This is a genomic window from Providencia sp. PROV156, assembly GCF_028480905.1.
In the GTDB taxonomy this organism is placed as follows: domain Bacteria; phylum Pseudomonadota; class Gammaproteobacteria; order Enterobacterales; family Enterobacteriaceae; genus Providencia; species Providencia hangzhouensis.
The window spans coordinates 94,041-113,566 of sequence record NZ_JAMPPE010000015.1 but is presented as its reverse complement, the minus strand read 5'-3'; the positions used below and the strand labels follow the sequence as shown (position 1 = coordinate 113,566).

The 19,526-nt window shown below is 41.0% G+C and carries 18 protein-coding genes; 10 read left to right on the top strand and 8 right to left on the bottom strand.

Going from position 1 to position 19,526, the window contains the following annotated elements; translation table 11 throughout:
* The first annotated feature begins 109 nt into the window (after positions 1-109).
* The 5 genes from PSF31_RS12685 (at position 110) to dauA (ending at position 6,456) form a co-directional block, all read left to right on the top strand.
* The gene (locus PSF31_RS12685) at positions 110-733 is read left to right on the top strand and encodes a CDP-alcohol phosphatidyltransferase family protein (protein ID WP_094962521.1); all 624 of its coding nucleotides are present in this window, start codon (positions 110-112) and stop codon (positions 731-733) included.
* A gap of 9 nt (positions 734-742) precedes the next feature.
* Positions 743-2,509 (top strand): bifunctional alpha/beta hydrolase/class I SAM-dependent methyltransferase, encoded by a 1,767-nt coding sequence (locus PSF31_RS12680; RefSeq protein ID WP_096864839.1) that lies wholly within the window; start codon positions 743-745, stop codon positions 2,507-2,509.
* 181 nt (positions 2,510-2,690) lie between these two features.
* A complete protein-coding gene (locus PSF31_RS12675) occupies positions 2,691-4,034 on the top strand; it encodes a phosphatase PAP2/dual specificity phosphatase family protein (RefSeq protein WP_096864838.1) in 1,344 nt (447 codons plus the stop codon).
* 8 nt (positions 4,035-4,042) lie between these two features.
* Entirely contained in the window at positions 4,043-4,432 is a 390-nt protein-coding gene (locus PSF31_RS12670; protein ID WP_232062954.1) for a hypothetical protein, read from the top strand.
* Positions 4,433-4,722: 290 nt separating this feature from the next.
* Entirely contained in the window at positions 4,723-6,456 is a 1,734-nt protein-coding gene (gene dauA / locus PSF31_RS12665) for a C4-dicarboxylic acid transporter DauA (RefSeq protein ID WP_004255130.1), read from the top strand.
* A 50-nt stretch (positions 6,457-6,506) separates the two neighbouring features.
* Here dauA and PSF31_RS12660 read toward each other — a convergent pair whose 3' ends face one another.
* Genes PSF31_RS12660 through hemA form a run of 7 tightly spaced genes read right to left on the bottom strand, consistent with a single transcriptional unit; the run spans position 6,507 to position 13,118 of the window.
* Complete coding sequence (locus PSF31_RS12660) at positions 6,507-7,241, bottom strand: tetratricopeptide repeat protein (protein WP_096864836.1); 735 nt, start codon at positions 7,239-7,241, stop codon at positions 6,507-6,509.
* Positions 7,242-7,261: 20 nt separating this feature from the next.
* Entirely contained in the window at positions 7,262-8,164 is a 903-nt protein-coding gene (locus PSF31_RS12655) for a TIGR01212 family radical SAM protein (protein ID WP_094962515.1), read from the bottom strand.
* Positions 8,165-8,176: 12 nt separating this feature from the next.
* Complete coding sequence (kdsA, locus tag PSF31_RS12650) at positions 8,177-9,031, bottom strand: 3-deoxy-8-phosphooctulonate synthase (RefSeq protein ID WP_004255137.1); 855 nt, start codon at positions 9,029-9,031, stop codon at positions 8,177-8,179.
* 45 nt (positions 9,032-9,076) lie between these two features.
* A complete protein-coding gene (gene sirB1, locus PSF31_RS12645; protein WP_036958727.1) occupies positions 9,077-9,886 on the bottom strand; it encodes an invasion regulator SirB1 in 810 nt (269 codons plus the stop codon).
* A 22-nt stretch (positions 9,887-9,908) separates the two neighbouring features.
* Entirely contained in the window at positions 9,909-10,742 is an 834-nt protein-coding gene (prmC, locus tag PSF31_RS12640; protein ID WP_094962514.1) for a peptide chain release factor N(5)-glutamine methyltransferase, read from the bottom strand.
* Positions 10,742-11,824 (bottom strand): peptide chain release factor 1, encoded by a 1,083-nt coding sequence (gene prfA / locus PSF31_RS12635; protein WP_004264135.1) that lies wholly within the window; start codon positions 11,822-11,824, stop codon positions 10,742-10,744. Before prfA ends, prmC begins: the two co-directional genes overlap by 1 nt.
* A gap of 31 nt (positions 11,825-11,855) precedes the next feature.
* Entirely contained in the window at positions 11,856-13,118 is a 1,263-nt protein-coding gene (gene hemA / locus PSF31_RS12630; protein WP_004264133.1) for a glutamyl-tRNA reductase, read from the bottom strand.
* A gap of 582 nt (positions 13,119-13,700) precedes the next feature.
* On the opposite strand from hemA, the gene lolB reads away from it, so the two are divergent.
* Genes lolB through prs form a run of 3 tightly spaced genes read left to right on the top strand, consistent with a single transcriptional unit; the run spans position 13,701 to position 16,233 of the window.
* Positions 13,701-14,357, top strand: coding sequence for a lipoprotein insertase outer membrane protein LolB (gene lolB / locus PSF31_RS12625; protein WP_004910605.1), 657 nt, complete (start codon positions 13,701-13,703; stop codon positions 14,355-14,357).
* Positions 14,354-15,229 carry a 4-(cytidine 5'-diphospho)-2-C-methyl-D-erythritol kinase gene (gene ispE, locus PSF31_RS12620; RefSeq protein ID WP_096864868.1) on the top strand — a complete coding sequence of 292 codons (876 nt, stop codon included), beginning with the start codon at positions 14,354-14,356 and terminating at the stop codon, positions 15,227-15,229. Before lolB ends, ispE begins: the two co-directional genes overlap by 4 nt.
* A gap of 56 nt (positions 15,230-15,285) precedes the next feature.
* Positions 15,286-16,233, top strand: coding sequence for a ribose-phosphate diphosphokinase (gene prs, locus PSF31_RS12615; RefSeq protein WP_004910604.1), 948 nt, complete (start codon positions 15,286-15,288; stop codon positions 16,231-16,233).
* Between the two features lie 303 nt (positions 16,234-16,536).
* On the opposite strand, the gene ychH is transcribed toward prs, so the two are convergent.
* The gene (ychH, locus tag PSF31_RS12610) at positions 16,537-16,809 is read right to left on the bottom strand and encodes a stress-induced protein YchH (RefSeq protein WP_004910602.1); all 273 of its coding nucleotides are present in this window, start codon (positions 16,807-16,809) and stop codon (positions 16,537-16,539) included.
* Between the two features lie 299 nt (positions 16,810-17,108).
* Here ychH and pth point away from each other — a divergent pair, with 299 nt between their 5' ends.
* Positions 17,109-17,699 (top strand): aminoacyl-tRNA hydrolase, encoded by a 591-nt coding sequence (gene pth, locus PSF31_RS12605; RefSeq protein ID WP_094962512.1) that lies wholly within the window; start codon positions 17,109-17,111, stop codon positions 17,697-17,699.
* 102 nt (positions 17,700-17,801) lie between these two features.
* Positions 17,802-18,893 (top strand): redox-regulated ATPase YchF, encoded by a 1,092-nt coding sequence (gene ychF, locus PSF31_RS12600; protein ID WP_094962511.1) that lies wholly within the window; start codon positions 17,802-17,804, stop codon positions 18,891-18,893.
* Positions 18,894-19,526: the final 633 nt, after the last annotated feature.

Below are 19,526 nucleotides of genomic sequence, written 5' to 3'. Positions count from 1 at the left end.
CCTTGGTTATTTTCTAACTTAAGATAGCTCTTATTGCAGACATCAATCAATCGGGTATTGATATATCCCAAAGCTGCATCATTGTGCAGTGACGAGAAAGGAACACTCAATGACCATTTACGATCTGAAACCTAAATTTCAAGATCTGCTTCGTCCAATTGTTCATAAGTTATTTAGTGTGGGAGTTACCGCCAACCAAGTCACTTTGGCGGCTTTACTTTTATCCGTGATCAGCGGAATGCTATTACTGTTCATTCCAAATCCGCACCTGTTTATTTTATTACCTTTCGTTCTGTTTATTCGTATGGCACTCAATGCGATTGATGGCATGTTAGCAAGAGAACACAACCAGAAAAGCCATCTGGGTGCAATATTGAATGAGCTTGGTGATGTCATTTCAGATGTCGCACTCTACTTACCATTTGCCGTTATTTTCCCTCAAGCATTTTGGCTTATTTTATTAATTCTATTTCTTGCGTTACTCACTGAGTTTATTGGCGTTATCGCTCAATCAATTGGTGCATCTCGGCGCTATGACGGCCCTATTGGTAAAAGTGATCGAGCCTTTATTTTTGGTACGCTAGGACTGCTCGTTAGCATTTTTCCACAGATTATCTTTTCTAGTTGGGTAAATTATCTGTTTATCCTTTTAACTTTGTTGCTGTTTTATACTTGCTATAACCGTATTCGCCGTGCTCTTTGTGAATTATCTACACCTGCGAATAATAATTAAGGAAGAATTATGAACGTTCAGACAGATTATCTGACGCAACGTCCCGTTATTGAGTCTCAATTTACCACCAGTGACCATACTTCTCTTTTTTATCGACATTGGCCAACGGAGACTCCGACCAACAAAGCGATTATTTTATTTCATCGAGGCCATGAACATTCCGGCCGAGTCGCCCATTTAGTCGATGAACTCAATTTACCTGACTATGCTATGTTTGCATGGGATGCCCGTGGCCATGGTAGAAATGATGGCCCTCGAGGTTATAGCCCTTCACTAAGCACATCCATCAATGATGTCGATGAGTTTGTGCGTTACATTTCCGCTGAATATAATATTCCGTTAGAAAATATCATTGTCATTGGGCAAAGTGTTGGTGCCGTTCTTGTCTCCGCTTGGGTTCATGACTACGCCCCCAAAATTCGAGGGATGGTACTCGCCTCCCCTGCATTTAAAGTTAAATTGTATGTTCCATTTGCCCGAACAGGGCTTGCTTTAATGCAAAAGGCTCGAGGCTTGTTCTATGTAAATTCGTATGTTAAAGCTAAATTTCTCACTCACGATGCACAACGAATTGATTCGTTTAATCGCGACCCATTGATCACTCGCCCTATTGCCGTCAATATTTTACTTGAGCTGTATAAAACGGCTGATCGCATCGTTGCTGATGCGGGTGCAATTACTTTGCCCACTCAACTATTTATTTCGGGTAGCGACCACGTTGTTCACCACCGGCCTCAACATCAGTTTTTTGAAAAATTAAACACCCCAATAAAAGAAAAGCATATATTACCCGGTTTTTATCATGACACTTTAGGTGAAAAAGAACGCCATATCCCACTTGAGAAAATCCGTGAGTTTATTGGCAAATTATTCGCCTTACCGTGCTACCAACATAATTATCAATATGAAGATACGTGGAGTGTCAGCGCTGAAAAATATCGTTCACTCATGACTCCATTACCTAAATGGTGCCCCAAAAATCTTGCTTATAAAATTATGAGCAAATCAATGAGCACACTTGGCAAAGCTTCTGAAGGTATTCGTATTGGTTATGATAAAGGGTTTGATTCAGGTTCGACCCTTGATTACGTATATCGCGATAAAGCGCAGGGGAAAGGCTTGTTTGGCCGTGTGATTGATAGGCAATATCTCAACAGTATTGGCTGGCAAGGAATACGCCAACGCAAAGTCAATATTGAAAACATCATTCGGCAGGCTATTCGTGACCTAACAGAGAAAGGGACTCCCGTGCGAATTATGGATATTGCCGCAGGCCAAGGTCGTTATATTTTTGATGCGATTAATGACTATGGAAAAGTCGAGTCCGTCCTGCTAAGAGACTATAGCCCTATCAATGTTGAGCAAGGGCGATTACATATAAAAGAACGTTACCTTGAAGACAAAATCCAATTTACTGAAGGTAATGCTTTTGATGCCGATGATCTAGCTGCGGTTTCACCATCGCCAACAATTGGCATCGTCAGTGGTTTGTATGAGCTGTTCCCCAATAATGAAATGATAAAGGCTTCATTAAATGGGCTTTCTCGGGCAATTCCATCTGGCGGGCTATTAATTTATACCTGTCAACCATGGCACCCTCAAGTTGAAATGATTGCCCGGGTACTCCCAAGCCACCAAAGTGGGCAAGCATGGGTTATGCGTTGCCGTAGCCAAGGCGAAATGGATGCTTTAGTTGAAGAAGCGGGCTTTGAAAAACTAAACCAATCTATTGATAACTGGGGCATATTCAGCGTATCTATAGCTAGACGACGTTAATCTATTTATTCCTCCAGAGTGATTGATGACACATTATTGACATCAATCACTAACATCAACTTTAGATGATAGCCGTTGTTTATTGTTAGCAAAGCACCTATGCTGCTTAGCGTTATTTGTTTTCCCAATCATTTACTAATATCACCACCAGTTCGTTGACATTTAAGGAATAGGATAAAGGATGATAACTGCAACCCGCGAACCTCAACAGGTTGTACCTCGACGCAAAATAATACTGTCTGGTTTGCTATGGTTAGTTTTTCTAGCACCTTTTTTCTTCTTAACTTATGGCCAAGTCAATACCTATACCGCAACGTTAGACCAGGTTCCCTCTATCGTTTTTTCTTGGGAAACACATATCCCATTTCTTCCTTGGACTATCATTCCCTATTGGAGCATTGACTTATTCTATGGGTTATCATTATTTATTTGCACGACCCGTAAAGAACAAACCATCCACGGCTTACGGCTGATCACGGCTTCTCTTGTTGCTTGTATTGGTTTTTTGCTATTTCCACTAAAGTTTAGTTTCCCTCGACCAAGCACTGATGGCCTATTTGGCTGGATGTTTAACAGCCTAGAGCTATTTGATCTCCCCTTTAACCAAGCCCCTTCATTACATATTATTTTATTGTGGATCCTATGGTTACGTTTTCGAGCACATACACCAACAAAATGGCGCTGGTTGCTTCATAGTTGGTCTGTTTTAATTTTAATTTCAGTTCTAACCACATGGCAACACCACTTTATTGATGTCATCACTGGCTTTGTCGTTGGCCTATTAATTAGCTATTTACTTCCTATACAAACCCATTGGCAATGGCATTACACAGGTTCTCCTCGCAGTTTTAAAATGAGTAAAAACTATGGAGCCGGTTCTCTTGCTTGTTTTATTCTTGCTTTTACCTTCCAAGGGTTCGCTTGGTTACTATTATGGCCTGCTATTGCCCTCTTTTTTATTACCCTTGGCTACTTAGGAGCCGGAGCCAGCGTTTTCCAAAAAACACCGGAAGGTAATATTTCCCCTTCGGCTGCTATTTTATTGCTGCCATACCGGCTGATTGCTTGGGGAACCTATCATTACTTCGCTAAGCACTGCGCACAACCCAGTATTGTCAGTAAACATATTGTTTTGGGAGGGCGCCCGCTTTACGCTTTGCAAACTCAAGCTGTTTTAGATATGACTTGCGAATGGCCTCGTAATTCTTACAGTAAAGGGCTGAAATATTGTAGCCAACCGCAAATTGATTTGTTACCTCTAAGCGCGGAAGATATCGAAAAGTCAGTCCATACTATGGATGAGCTGGTAAAACACGGTGCGGTATATATTCATTGCAAATTAGGTTACTCACGAAGTGCGACTGTGGCTGTTGCATGGCTGGTACATCATGGTGATGCTAAAAATATAGAAGGGGCCGTAGTATTAGTTGAGCAAACTCGCCCACAAGTGATTTTAAATACAGCAACGATAGAGCAGCTGAATTATTGGTATACCCATTACCACCTAAACCGAGTGAAAAAATGAATATATTGATGAATAAACAACAAAGTGAAGTCATCACTATTTTGACTCATAGTTGGCGTTATTTTACTGTAGGGTCTGTATTAGCATTATTTTGCCAATTAAGTTTATTTTTGGGTTCTAATTACCCTAAATATATTTTATTTGTCAATGTGATTATATTTATAATTTGCCAGTATTATATATATCGCCTATGGCTAGATAATCATTTCTTTAAAATTATCTACACACATAATGAAACAGAACATTTTGATAATGCTTTAAATTTTTTATTTCCAAGCAAAATCAAACATCATACGATGCAGCAAAGGTGGTCTGGGACTAAACGTCTTTTCATACGTGCTCTTGGGCTAGTACTACTGCAATGGATAGGATTATTGGTAGCAATCATAACAATTTAGCCATTATACGTGTTGACTAATTATTTATTTATAATGATTTATAATTACTACTTAAAAAATAAAATTACGCTTACATCATTCACATATATAGTCTAAAAAAGAAAAATAGCCATATAAAATGTACTCTAACTATTTTTCTTTATAATATAACGGTTTTTTACTTTTGTTACTGAAAACGTTATGATAATTGCAGATTCATTGATACATAACAGATTTTTTTTAGATTGCTAAGCGTATCCTTATAGGTACATCTTTCGTTTATTTTTCACCCTGTTATTTGGTAGGGTATAATGAGTACAAAAAAAATTAATAGGTTGCGCCCTTTTAGTGCGCTAATAGATTCTTGTTGGAAAGAAAAATATACGGCTACCCGCTTTATTAAGGATTTAATCGCGGGTATTACCGTGGGTATTATCGCTATCCCCCTCGCAATGGCTTTGGCTATCGCTAGCGGTGTTCCGCCTCAATATGGGCTTTATACTGCCGCGATTGCTGGGATCGTCATCGCGGTAACTGGTGGGTCACGCTATAGCGTTTCAGGCCCCACAGCGGCTTTTGTGGTGATCCTCTATCCTGTCTCTCAACAATTTGGGTTAAGTGGGTTATTAGTCGCCACATTGATGTCGGGTGTCATACTTCTTGCGATGGGGTTTGCTCGCTTTGGTAAGTTTATTGAATACATACCCGTTTCTGTCACCTTAGGCTTTACTTCGGGAATTGCTATCACCATTGCTACCATGCAAATTAAAGATTTCTTTGGCTTGCAAATGGCGCATGTCCCAGAAAACTATGTTGATAAGCTCATTGCTATTGGCAATACCTTCCCCACTTTTCAGTACAGTGACACACTAATTGGTCTTTCAACCCTTTTGGTGCTTATCTTCTGGCCTAAACTAAAATTAAAACTTCCCGGCCATTTGCCAGCCCTTATTGTCGGGACTTTCGTCATGTGGGTACTTTCATTATTTGGTATGGAAGTCGCGACTATCGGTTCTGAATTTAGCTATTTATTGCCTGATGGTACTGAAGGTAATGGTATTCCCCCTATCCTACCGCAGTTTATTTTGCCATGGGAACTCCCCGGAAGTGCGCCAATCAACTGGGCGATGATCACCGCATTAATGCCTGCAGCATTTTCTATGGCGGTACTTGGCGCAATTGAGTCACTGTTATGTGCTGTAGTATTGGACAACATGACAGGAACCAAGCACCATTCCAATAGTGAACTTATTGGCCAAGGTGTGGGGAACATTGCGGCGCCTTTTTTTGGTGGGATCACAGCAACCGCTGCAATAGCACGCTCTGCAGCTAACGTCCGTGCAGGTGCTACATCCCCCATTTCTGCGATTATTCACTCAATACTGGTGATACTTACATTATTAGTTCTTGCACCAATGCTCTCTTATCTGCCATTAGCCGCAATGTCTGCATTACTATTGATTGTGGCTTGGAACATGAGTGCTGCGGGCAAAGTCGTTTACCTGATTAAACGCGCGCCAAAAGATGACATTATTGTATTAGTACTATGTATGTCTCTAACTGTTCTATTTGATATGGTCATTGCTATCACTGTCGGGATTGTTCTCGCGTCATTATTGTTCATGCGGCGTATTGCCAATATGACCCGTTCAACACAACTCGCAGAAACAGACGAAGAGCGAAGCCGTTTAGTCGTAAGAATAAATGGCCCGTTATTTTTCGCTGCTGCTGAGCGTATTTTCGATGAATTGCGCGTCAAAAGCGCAGGTTATGAAACCATTATTATGCAATGGGACGCAGTGCCGGTTTTAGATGCAGGTGGTTTAGAAGCTTTCGAAAAATTCATAGATGCCGTACGCAAAGATACCCATGTCTTAGTTTGTGACATTCCGTTCCAGCCATTAAAAACTTTGGCAAGAGCGAAAGTGACACCTATTGAAGGCGTATTGAGCTTTTATAATTCAATGGATCATGCACTTGAAGCCGTTAAAGCTATCGAACAGGCAGGTTCTATCGACACAGAAAAACCAACAACAACGCCTTAACTTAGGTATCAAAGCAAACCGCCATGCTATTTCACATGGCGGTTTAGCTATCACTCACTAAAACAAAACATCTCATTCCCTGCATTTTTTCCTTTTTCGCAGGCTATTTCCCTTAATTTTTTTGCTTTAACTTGGTCGATGGTCACCGTTCCTGTGTTATCTTCAGAAAATCTAAACGCAGCCATCCACTCTGCATAGCCTGGATAAGTCATCTCATTTGCTTTATCAAACCATTGCTGTGCTTTCTTTTCGTCTTTTGCAACGCCTTTGCCATCTAAATAGATAACACCAAGTAAAATTGGAGCAATAAAATAATCCGGGTTATTTAACGCATTAACTTCATTAAGAAGTTCTATAGATTGTTGATAATCCGTTTTGCCTGCAATTGGATTTATCAATGACTCTGCTAAACTGATTTTTCCGCGCGTACTGCCCATTTCAACCGCTTTTGTCGCGTATTTACGGGCATCAGCCAATTCCTGCGAAAAGTAACTATCACTTAATAGATTGATATCCGCCAATAATGCATAACCATCCGCATTACCGTTTTTTGCCGCTTCATTTGCCCATAAACGCGCACTATTAAAATTTTGTAGGACACCTAAACCGGAAAAATACATTTGAGCAAGTTGGTACTGAGCAAGGGCATCTTTCTTGACTGCTTTTTGGTGAGTTTGTACAAATTTTTGTTTATCTTCAGGAGTAATATCAAGTTGAGCAGCAGCTTGAAAAGAAAACGTAATTAGAGATGAAACGATAATAGCTTTATAAAAATTTGATTTCATAGTTGTTCTCATTAAAGAAGTCAAAGCGCGGAGCCTTGCCCTCCCCATTTTAAGAAATATTGATATAAATTATTCATTCCCACCCAATGATTTTCACACCAGTTCGGGGCGAGCAAAGTTGGCTTTCTTGCACTTGCACTGATACGATGGTAGACAATGTCAGTCGGAGTATGACGTACCATTTCACCAGCAGTTTGGGTATATTCATCAAGAGAAAGCGTTGCCAAGCGCCCTGCTCGCCAACTTTTGGCCATCACACTGCCTTCAACAATATGTAACGGATGTAATTTGATACCATCCGTTCCGCATTCAAGCACTTTATCAAGTGTTTCCATGTTCATTTGGCCATTTTCCCCGGGTAATCCACAAATCAAATGCGTACACACTTTTAATCCAAGGCTACGGGCTTTTTGCGTTGTTTGTCGGTATGCATCAAAACCATGGCCACGATTAATACGATGTAGTGTTTTATCATGAGCACTTTGTAAACCTAGCTCAAGCCATATTTCATAGCCTTTCTGTTGATACTGGCCTAACAAAGACAAAACGGATTCAGGGACACAGTCAGGGCGAGTTCCTACACATAAACCAACAATATCGGCTTGCAGTAAGGCTTCTTCATAAAGTTGTTTTAATAGGCTCACTTCGGCATAAGTGCTGGTATAGGCTTGAAAATAAGCTAAATAACGTTTTGCGCGGGAAATTCGGGTGATCTGTTGGTGAATTTGTTCACTAATAGTTTGAGATGACTGACTTTCATCAGCAAAAGAGGCCACATTACAAAAAGTGCAGCCTCCTCGCCCAAGGGTGCCATCACGGTTCGGGCAATTAAAGCCACCATGTAAGGTGATTTTATAGATTTTTTCACCATATCGGCGCTGTAAATCAGCGCCGAACATAGAAACGACTTCAGTGAGTTGCATAAACCGCCTAACTTAGCGACTTGTATCTAACTCTGGGAAGCTTTTTACAACTTCGTCAATTGCTTTCATTTGTTTCAGGAATGGTTCCAGCTTATCTAATGGCAGTGCTGATGGGCCATCGCAACGTGCGTTGTCTGGGTCTGGATGCGCTTCAAGGAATAAACCTGCTATTCCAACCGCCATTCCAGCTCTTGCCAACTCAGCAACTTGGCCACGACGGCCACCAGATGCTGCACCGAACGGGTCGCGGCATTGCAGTGCATGGGTTACGTCGAAAATGACAGGACAGCCTTTTGATGCTTGGACCATGACATTAAAGCCAAGCATATCAACCACTAGATTGTCATAACCAAAGTTCGCACCGCGGTCGCAAAGAATAATTTTATCATTACCGCCTTCGATAAATTTCTCGACGATATTCCCCATTTGCCCTGGGCTGATAAACTGTGGTTTTTTAATATTAATTACTGCATCTGTTTTAGCCATTGCCGCAACTAAATCTGTTTGGCGAGCTAAAAACGCTGGTAATTGGATAACATCAACGACTTCAGCAACAGGGGCGGCCTGTGCTGGCTCATGAACATCCGTAATGATTTTTACGCCAAATGTTTGTTTCAACTCTTGGAATATTTTCATTCCTTCTTCAAGACCAGGGCCACGATAAGAGTGGATTGATGAGCGATTTGCTTTATCAAATGACGCTTTAAAAACATAAGGAATTCCCAGCTTTTGTGTCACCGTGACATAATGCTCACACACTTTCATCGCCATATCGCGGGATTCTAATACATTCATTCCACCAAATAACACAAACGGCAAGTCGTTCGCGACATTGATATCACCAATATTGACTACTTTCTGTTGCATACTCTTACCTTAAATATTAAAACAGGGGATAGGCCTGTATGTTAATTAATGTAATACGACCGGATGGTTATCCAGCGAATAAATTTGTATTTTAATCATTTCAGAAACAGGGTCTTCTGGGCAATGCTCAATAAAATAATTGAGATCGCTCAATGCCACATGATTACAGTCTAAATGTGCCAGAATTAACCCTCGGTCACGAATTTCGTAAGGGTCTTCAGGGTCAAGAGTCAGAAGCGTTTCACAAACCCGCAACGCTAATTCCATCTTTTTCTCTTCCATTAATGACGCTTTTAATGTGTCAAAAATTTTACGAATGACAACGCTGTTTTCTGCTACATCCAGTTGGTCATGGTAAAATTCAGAAAAAGGATCAACTGTTCCTTTGAGCCATAAATTTAATGTGTGTAATGATAAAGACTCGCCATTAACAGGGTTAATTACCCATTGGCTGCCATCATTTCTTTCACTGATAAATAATAATTGCGTAGGAAAAATAGCGGGATAAATCGCAATACCAAGGCGTTCGGCAACATACAAGAAGATAGCACCGAGTGTCACTGGCGTACCTTGCTTAGATGACAATACTTTATCTAACCACAGCATATCCGATAACAAATAAATTCCTTCAGCTGGACCAAACGACCATTCTTGGTAGAAAAGTGAAGTCAATTGCTGAATTTTTGTTTCATTATCAGCAGTTAAATCGATACAAGACTTGGCTGATGATACTAAGCTATCTAACTGAGCTTGCACTTTCATCAGCGGGAAATCATGACGGATACATTGTGACACAGTCATGATCCCTTCACTTAAAGGGAGTTGATTAAACTCTATATTCGCTATGGTTTTCATTACATTCCCACTGCTACGCCACTTAACCATTCCATTGACCGAGTGAAATTCGCTCTCTTCCACCATAATCAAGACAAGTCTCAATTTTGGTGTACCCATGTACTTTAAATAAATCACGCACCGCAAGACCTTGTGTCCAGCCATGCTCAAGAAGCAACCACCCTTGATTTTTAAGATACTTTTTAGATTCTTTAATGATATGCATTAAATCAGCTAAGCCTTCATCCTTCGCCACTAGAGCGGTTAACGGCTCAAATCGCACATCACCTTCACTGAGGTGCATATCATTTTCATCAATATAGGGTGGATTACTGATAATCATATCAAATTGTTGAATTGATAGTGAAGAAAACCAATTACTTTGTATAAATTTGACATTTGAAATATTCAAACGCTGCTGATTTCGTTGTGCTAAAGCAACTGCATCAGGGTTAAAATCAACACCAATAACCTGACTTTGTTGCATCTCTGACGCCAAAGCCAATGCAATCGCCCCTGTCCCAGTGCCTAAATCTAAAATTTGATTTTTTTGCTCTGTTAGCCTAGATAATGCTTGTTCAATAATGCATTCGGTATCTGGCCTAGGTATTAGTGTTGCAGGAGAGACATAAAGAGGAAGAGACCAGAACTCACGTTCACCGATAATATAGGCGATAGGCTCACCTTTCTCACGGCGTTGTAAAAGTAATTCAGCTTGTTGGAATTCTTCGGCTTTGAGTTCCGTTTCACCAAAAGCAAAAAGATAGGTACGACTGCGGCCTGTGACATGTTCCAGTAAAATTTCAGCATCTCGCTTCGCACTGTCACTTGCAGACAGCCGATTCGCTGCCTGCTTGACCCATTCGATATATTGCATTATTCCTGCTCAGACAACGCAGAAAGTTGGTCTGCTTGGTATTCATTGATGATAGGTTGGATAAGTGAATCCAGCTTTCCTTCCATTACTTCATCCAAACGGTATAACGTTAAGTTGATACGGTGGTCAGTCACTCGGCCTTGAGGGAAATTATAGGTACGAATACGGTCAGAACGGTCACCAGAACCCAACAGGTTACGACGTTCAGAGGCTTCCGCGGCTTGGCGTTTATCCATTTCTGCTTGGCGAATACGCGCACCTAACACAGACATCGCTTTCGCTTTGTTTTTATGTTGTGAACGTTCATCTTGGCACTCAACAACGATACCTGTTGGAATATGGGTAATACGAATTGCAGAATCTGTGGTGTTAACGTGCTGACCACCCGCTCCCGATGAACGGAAGGTATCAATACGTAAGTCCGCAGGGCTGATTTCAGGTAACTCAGCTTCTGGCAGTTCAGGTAAAATAGCCACAGTACAAGCAGAAGTGTGGATACGGCCTTGAGATTCAGTTTCAGGGACACGTTGAACACGATGACCGCCTGACTCAAACTTCAAGCGACCATAAACGCTATCACCGGAAATTTTCGCGATAACTTCTTTAAAACCGCCATGTTCACCATCACTCGTGCTCATTAATTCAACGCGCCAGCGGTTGTTTTCTGCATAGCGGCTATACATACGGAATAAATCACCCGCAAAAATTGCCGCTTCGTCTCCCCCTGCTCCCGCACGGATTTCAACGAAGCAGTTATATTCATCATCAGGATCTTTCGGAAGCAATAACAATTGTAATTGCTGTTCGAGCTCTTCATTGCGCGCTTTGGCTTCTTTAAGCTCTTCTTGAGCCATTTCTTTCATTTCAGGATCGTCTAACAACATTTCAGCTGTTTCGATGTCATCCTGTACTGTGCGCCATGCGCTAAAGCATTTAGCGACATCAGACAATTGAGCATATTCTTTTGATAAAGCACGAAAACGGTCTTGATCGGCAATTACACCTGCATCAGCAAGGTGCGCTTCAATTTCTTCGTAGCGTTCTTGTAATGCTTCTAGTTTTGCGACAATAGAAGGCTTCATTCGTTATATAAGACCTATGATTAAAATGTGGTTATTGATGGTCCAGCCCTAAGCTGTCCCTAAGTAGATTTAGACGCTCTACATCCCCATTTCCTGCAGCTTGCTGCAAAGATTTGGTTGGAGCGTGAATAAGGCGGTTGGTTAATTGTTGCGATAATTGCATGATCACTTGCTCAGGGTCTGCACCTTGACGGATAGCCGTCAACGCTTTTTCAGTCATATTTGCCCGAATGGCCTCAGCTTGTTCTCTGTAATCGCGAATTGTAGACACTGCCGCTTGTGAGCGCAACCAATCCATAAAGTGGCTACTTTCTTGCTCAACAATGTATTCAGCTTCAACGGCTGCGGCTTTTCGCTGAGCAAGGTTCTGTGCAATGATAGATTCCAAATCATCCACAGTATAGAGATAAACATCTCTTAATTTTTCAACATCTTGTTCGATATCACGAGGAACGGCAATATCAATTAATAACATCGGCTTACTACGACGTATTTTCATAGCACGCTCGACCATCCCTTTCCCTATAATGGGTAAAGGACTCGCCGTTGAACTAATGACAATATCCGCTTCAGCTAAACGGTTATCAATATCCGATAACGAAATAACTTGTGCATTCACCTCATTGGCCAATAGCTCCGCACGTTCACGTGTTCGGTTAGCTATCATCATTTTTTGTACGCCGTGTTCGCGCAAATGACGAGCCACAAGTTCAATAGTTTCCCCTGCGCCAACTAACAAAATATTTAAATGCTTAAGTGATTCAAATATTTGACGAGCAAGTGTACAAGCAGCAAATGCCACAGAAACTGCATTCGCTCCAATATCGGTTTCTGTACGCACACGTTTTGCAACAGAAAATGATTTTTGGAAAAGACGCTCAAGTTCGCTTGATAACGAATGGTTACCTTGCGAAAGTGCAAACGCCTTTTTTACTTGCCCTAATATTTGTGGCTCTCCCAAAACTAATGAATCCAAGCCACTCGCCACACGCATTAAGTGGCTCACCGCTCGGTCGTCTTGGTGCCAATATAAACTTGGCTGTAAATCTTTTTGGGTTATACCATGAAAATCACACAACCATTTTACTAGCTGTTCTTGAGCTCGTTCTTGTGATTCAAGGCTCAAGTAAAGCTCAGTTCTATTACAGGTAGACAGCACAACGCCACCATTCACTTGAGGCTGTTTGAGAAGTTCCTCAAGTGCATGGTCAATTTTTTCAGGACCAAATGTCACCCGCTCACGCAGGGCTACTGGTGCTGTTTTATGGTTGATGCCTAAGGCTAATAAGGTCATTGTGCTTTACGACTTGCTCACATTGCTTACAGTGCTAATTATTTTCAGTTATGCTCGATGGGTATTTCCTACCAATTTAGCAATACTGTTATTTATATTGTTCTATTGTAGATGATCCGCGTCTCTCTTTCTACGGTTTACATAAGCCTATCCTTCAGAAAGATGACCCACGCCAAAAAATAAGCCGAAATAACAGACGTAATAGCGATTTTATCAGTCAAAACTGATCGTAATTTTATCGTTTATTTATACTATATAAAACTGATTATCAGCCATATCATTATTAACAATGATAAATTAACTGCGATAAGATGCATAGAGGATGCAATTATTTCGCACAGAAAACAAATGGTGACGAGCTTGGATTGGTTTAATAGCCACTTTAGAAAACCATTCCCGCTGTCAATGCACTATGTTATTTGTATACAAACAGTAAATCACTTACAGATTTTTATCGGTTAGGTATATCATCGAGTGCAATAGATGACTCAGATAGCCATATCGCGCTAAACTAAACCTCTTTAAATGCAAGTAACTCAATAGAGACTGCTATCAGCGCCCAATACAACTTTGAGATTTGATATGCAATTAACTCAAGCTTTACCGTTTATGCACATAAATAAGCACTTTTTTCGCCTCTTACCACTTTCATGCGTCTTGCTAACTGCTTGCGTGACAACGTCACAAACAACCACGAAAGGAACCAGCTCCGCATCGGATGCTAAGTGGAAAGCACATCAACAAGAATTAAGTCAGTTACGTGACTACCAAACCCGTGGATCATTTGCCTATAACGGCGGAGAAACAAAAACGTATGCTAAGTTTTTCTGGCAACAATATACACCTGAAAAGTACCGTTTGTTGCTGACCAACCCATTAGGTAGCCGCGAACTTGAGCTTACCGTTGAACCTGATTTAGCTCGATTAACTACCAAAGATGGTCAAACCCATATGAGTGACGTGCCGAGCGAGTTGATTTATCAGCTCACTGGTATGGAAATCCCAATTGATGACCTAACCGCTTGGTTAACTGGCTCGCCCGGACGTGCAACAGATTTCACCTTAGATGAAAACCACTTGCTAAAAAGTGTTACGTTTAAAAGCAATGGTGAAACATGGCAGCTCAACTATATTTCCTATGACAGCAAAACAACACCAATGCTGCCAAACTATCTCGAGTTACGCCAAGGGGATAGACTTATCAAATTGAAAATGGATAGTTGGACACTGAAAAAATGACGTTAACATGGCCTTCTCCGGCAAAATTAAATCTTTTTTTGTACATCACCGGCCAACGCCCTGATGGCTATCACGAGTTACAAACTCTATTTCAATTTGTCGATTATGGCGATGAAATCACTATCACAACACGTGATGACGACCAACTGAATTTATTGACTGACATGCAAGGGGTTCCCCCCGAAAAAAACCTAATTTTACGGGCAGCTAAATTATTACAATCCTATTGCCGCGATACCTTACAGCACGATGGCCCATTAGGGGCTGATATTTGTATTCATAAAGTATTGCCCATGGGCGGTGGTATTGGTGGGGGCTCATCAAACGCAGCAACAACCTTAATTGCGCTTAACGAACATTGGAAAACACAGGTTTCTGATGAAGTCCTTGCAGAATTAGGTGCATCATTAGGTGCTGATGTTCCAGTGTTTGTTCGTGGACATGCCGCTTTCGCTGAAGGGATTGGTGATATTTTAACCAAAGCTTCCCCTGAAGAGAAATGGTATCTCGTCACTCATCCCGGAATTGAAATATCAACCCCGATGATCTTCACAGATCCACAATTAAATCGAAATTCTCCAAAACGCTCCCTAGCCGCATTATTACTGGCTCCGTACGCAAATGACTGTGAACCAATCGCAAGAAAACGTTTTCGTGAGGTTGAACAGCTTGTTTCTTGGCTGTTAGAATATGCTCCGTCTCGCCTTACAGGAACAGGCGCATGTGTTTTTTCTGAATTTGAAACACAAGCGGATGCCCTGCAGGTGTTAAATAAAGCCCCATCGTGGGTGCAAGGGTTCGTCGCTCAAGGCGTTAACGTTTCCCCACTGCACAAGTTCCGCGCTGGGATAACCCGTGTATTGCACCAATAAGCCTTGTCGCTATTGGTCAACAATATCTCTCTGGACGCAAGCCTGAGGTTTTTCTCGTGCCCGATATGAAGCTTTTTGCTGGTAACGCTACACCGGAACTAGCACAACGTGTTGCTAACCGCCTTTACACTAATCTTGGAGACGCGGCTGTTGGTCGTTTTAGCGACGGCGAAGTCAGTGTTCAAATTAATGAAAATGTTCGCGGTGGTGATATTTTTATCATCCAGTCAACTTGTGCACCAACCAATGATAACCTGATGGAACTGGTTGTTATGGTCGATGCGCTACGCCGTGCATCTGCTGGTCGTATTACCGCTGTTATCCCTTACTTCGGTTATGCAAGACAGGATCGTCGCGTACGTTCTGCCCGTGTACCAATCACCGCTAAAGTTGTTGCCGATTTTCTGTCAAGTGTAGGTGTAGACCGTGTGCTCACTGTCGATTTACACGCAGAGCAGATCCAGGGCTTCTTTGATGTTCCTGTGGATAATGTATTTGGTAGCCCTATTCTTCTGGAAGATATGTTACAGAAGAATTTGGAAAACCCAATCGTTGTATCTCCAGACATCGGCGGCGTGGTACGTGCTAGAGCTATCGCAAAACTCCTGAATGACACTGATATGGCCATTATTGACAAACGCCGCCCACGTGCGAACGTTTCTCAAGTTATGCATATCATTGGTGATGTTTCAGGTCGTGATTGCATCTTAGTGGACGATATGATTGATACCGGTGGTACTCTGTGTAAAGCAGCTGAAGCACTGAAAGAACGTGGTGCTAAACGTGTATTTGCATACGCAACACACCCGATTTTCTCAGGTAATGCTGTAGACAACATCAAAAATTCAGTCATTGATGAAGTCATTGTTTGTGACACTATTCCTCTTTCTCCTGAAATCAAAGCGCTGAGCAATGTTCGCACCTTAACGCTTTCAGGTATGTTAGCTGAAGCTATCCGTCGTATTAGCAACGAAGAGTCAATTTCAGCAATGTTTGAGCACTAATTCTCCAATATTGGGTTTTAGCGTTCAACCATAATGAAAAAGTCACAATAAAAAATATAAGCCCCTGCAATGTCATTTGCAGGGGCTTTATGATTTTGGCAGGAAAGAAACCATCGATGCCTATGTTTATATTCTATCGCCAATCATAGTGGTGATTTCACGTAATAAAACGATAAAAATAGCCATCTAAAATAACTCACAATCTTCACGACAAAAGAGCAAAATTCATTGGAATTTCACTCTTCTTAATGCCTAATTATCAAACTTGTTCACCATTATCAGCAATTAATTGCTCTAGGCTATTTATGGATAGCGGTGATTATCTCTGCGTGAATGATATTGTTGTTTTAACTGCCAGTAACGGTCTGCAACTTTTTCACGGCCGCCGATCCTTGCACCGACTAACCATACCATCGCACCGATAAAAATGCCGAATAAGGAACCATTGGTAATAAGTTCTGAAAGGCCTAAGTTAACAATATGAGAGAATAAGTTGACACCAATACTCCCGATCATCAACACCATTCCGATTCCCATGAAGACATTACCAAGAAGATGAGCGCTTTTCCGTTTCATATATACCTCCAGTACCAGTAAACTGATAAGCAAGCATGTGTAAATAAATTCGGTCATACTTTATATTTATGTAATGATTATAGCGCATTAAGTAAAATTTTTTGCGATAGACATCACAAGGAAGGAAGTTAGCAAGAATATCTGTACAAAAAGTGCTTTTTATCAAAAACCCAGAAAATCCGAATAGTTTATTCGGTAATTATAATCATAGTTACTTTTATCTATCACAATTTTGTACATCCTGTATTTCACAAGGTAAACTAAGGCATTATTTCATAACTGATAGTGAAATCATCGTCGTGAGCAAAATTAAGTTAATTGTTGGACTTGCCAATCCAGGTGCTGAATATGCACAAACGCGCCATAATGCAGGTGCATGGTATGTTGATTTACTGGCTGAGCGCCATAATCAGCCATTGAAAGAAGAAGCTAAATTTTTTGGTTATACCGCTCGCATTAATATGAATGGTAACGATATCCGTCTGCTGGTTCCAACCACCTTTATGAATCTAAGTGGTAAATCTGTTGCCGCTATAGCTAATTTTTATCGCATCAATCTCGATGAGATCTTAGTCGCCCATGATGAGCTCGATTTACCACCAGGTGTGGCTAAAATGAAGTTAGGTGGCAGTAATGGCGGGCACAATGGGTTGAAAGATATTCAAAGCAAATTCGCCAATAACCCGAATTTTTATCGTTTACGCATTGGTATTGGTCATCCGGGTGATAAAAATAAAGTTGTTGGTTTTGTTTTGGGCAAACCGCCTTTATCTGAACAAAAGCTCATTGATGATGCGATTGATGAAGCAGCTAGGTGCACAGATATTCTCCTGGCTGATGGGATGGACAAAGCCATCAATCGTTTACATGGTTTTAAAGCAACCTCATAAGAGTTCATTTCATCCGAATCAACTTTTTGTGTATAATCAGCGCCAATTTCTAAACATTGGGTGCAGCGTGAGGCTGCCCCTTGCTATTAAGGTGAGAAACATATGGGTTTTAAATGCGGTATCGTTGGTCTGCCTAACGTGGGTAAATCCACCCTATTTAATGCATTGACCAAAGCCGGCATCGAAGCAGCCAACTTCCCTTTCTGTACAATTGAACCAAACACGGGTGTTGTGCCAATGCCAGACCCACGTCTTGATCAATTAGCTGAAATTGTGAAGCCACAGCGTATATTACCAACGACTATGGAATTCGTTGATATCGCGGGCTTAGTGAAAGGTGCATCCAAAGGTGAAGGCCTAGGTAACCAATTTTTAACGAATATCCGTGAAACCGAAGCCATTGGTCATGTTGTTCGTTGTTTTGAAAACGACAATATCATTCACGTTGCAGGCCAAGTTGACCCTGCCGCAGATATTGAAGTCATTAATACTGAATTAGCACTTGCTGACCTTGATACTTGTGAGCGCGCTATTCATCGTGTCCAAAAACGTGCAAAAGGCGGCGATAAAGACGCAAAAGCGGAATTAGAAGCATTAGAGAAATGTTTGCCGCACTTAGAGCAAGCAGGCATGTTACGCACATTAGATTTATCTAATGAAGATAAAGCGGCTATCCGCTACTTGAGCTTCTTAACATTAAAGCCAACCATGTACATTGCTAACGTTAATGAAGATGGTTTTGAAAATAACCCGTTCTTAGATGTGGTGTATAAAATCGCAGAAGCCGAAGGCTCTGTAGTTGTTCCTGTCTGCGCAGCGATTGAGTCTGATATCGCAGAACTTGAAGACGAAGAACGCGATGAATTTATGGCGGATTTAGGCATTGAAGAGCCGGGTCTTAACCGTGTTATTCGTGCTGGATATCAGTTATTAAACCTGCAAACCTATTTTACTGCCGGTGTTAAAGAAGTGCGTGCGTGGACTATCCCTGTTGGTGCAACTGCACCACAAGCTGCGGGTAAAATTCATACTGACTTCGAAAAAGGCTTTATTCGCGCGCAAACTATCGCATTTGATGACTTTATCCAATACCGTGGCGAACAAGGTGCTAAAGAAGCAGGTAAAATGCGCGCAGAAGGAAAAGATTACATCGTGAAAGACGGCGATGTACTCAACTTTTTGTTTAATGTGTAAGCCTATATTTTAGATTTGCACCCAACTAAAAAGTATCATTAATCAAAAACAGCATAATATTTAATTTATAAATATAATACTATGCTGTTTTCCCTCCTGTTATATCATAAAAACTCACTATTGGTTCTCCTTCTCTTTCTAAATAAATAGAATCTAGCTTACTTTCATAACAATTTGAATTTACAGGCTAACAAAGCCAAGTTAAAAAATATCAGACTAATGACCGCCCTAAGTCATATCTTAAAATAAAACATTATGGTAAAAAAACGACACATATCCGTACTTGTTTACTACTCTGCAGTAACTCTCTTACTAGATATGAAGTAAGCTAGAAGAGCCCGTAACAAAAAATTTAAGCAGATAGAACCCTATAGTGTCTCGGCTATGGAGGTATAAATATTTAGATAAGTAAGGCTATTGATGTAATGATAAGAAGCCACACATCATCTCTGCTAGCTACTATAATGATTTAATTGTATTTTTTTGTAGATTTTTACTCCAAATGAGAGTATTAATTAATCACTTGATTTTACTGTCTTTTTTCTAAAGTCTTTCGTTTTTCAAATTACATAATCACTCCTTATGTGTGTGTTTTTGATTGAAATCAAGTTATTTTGTTACAATCTAAGAGGA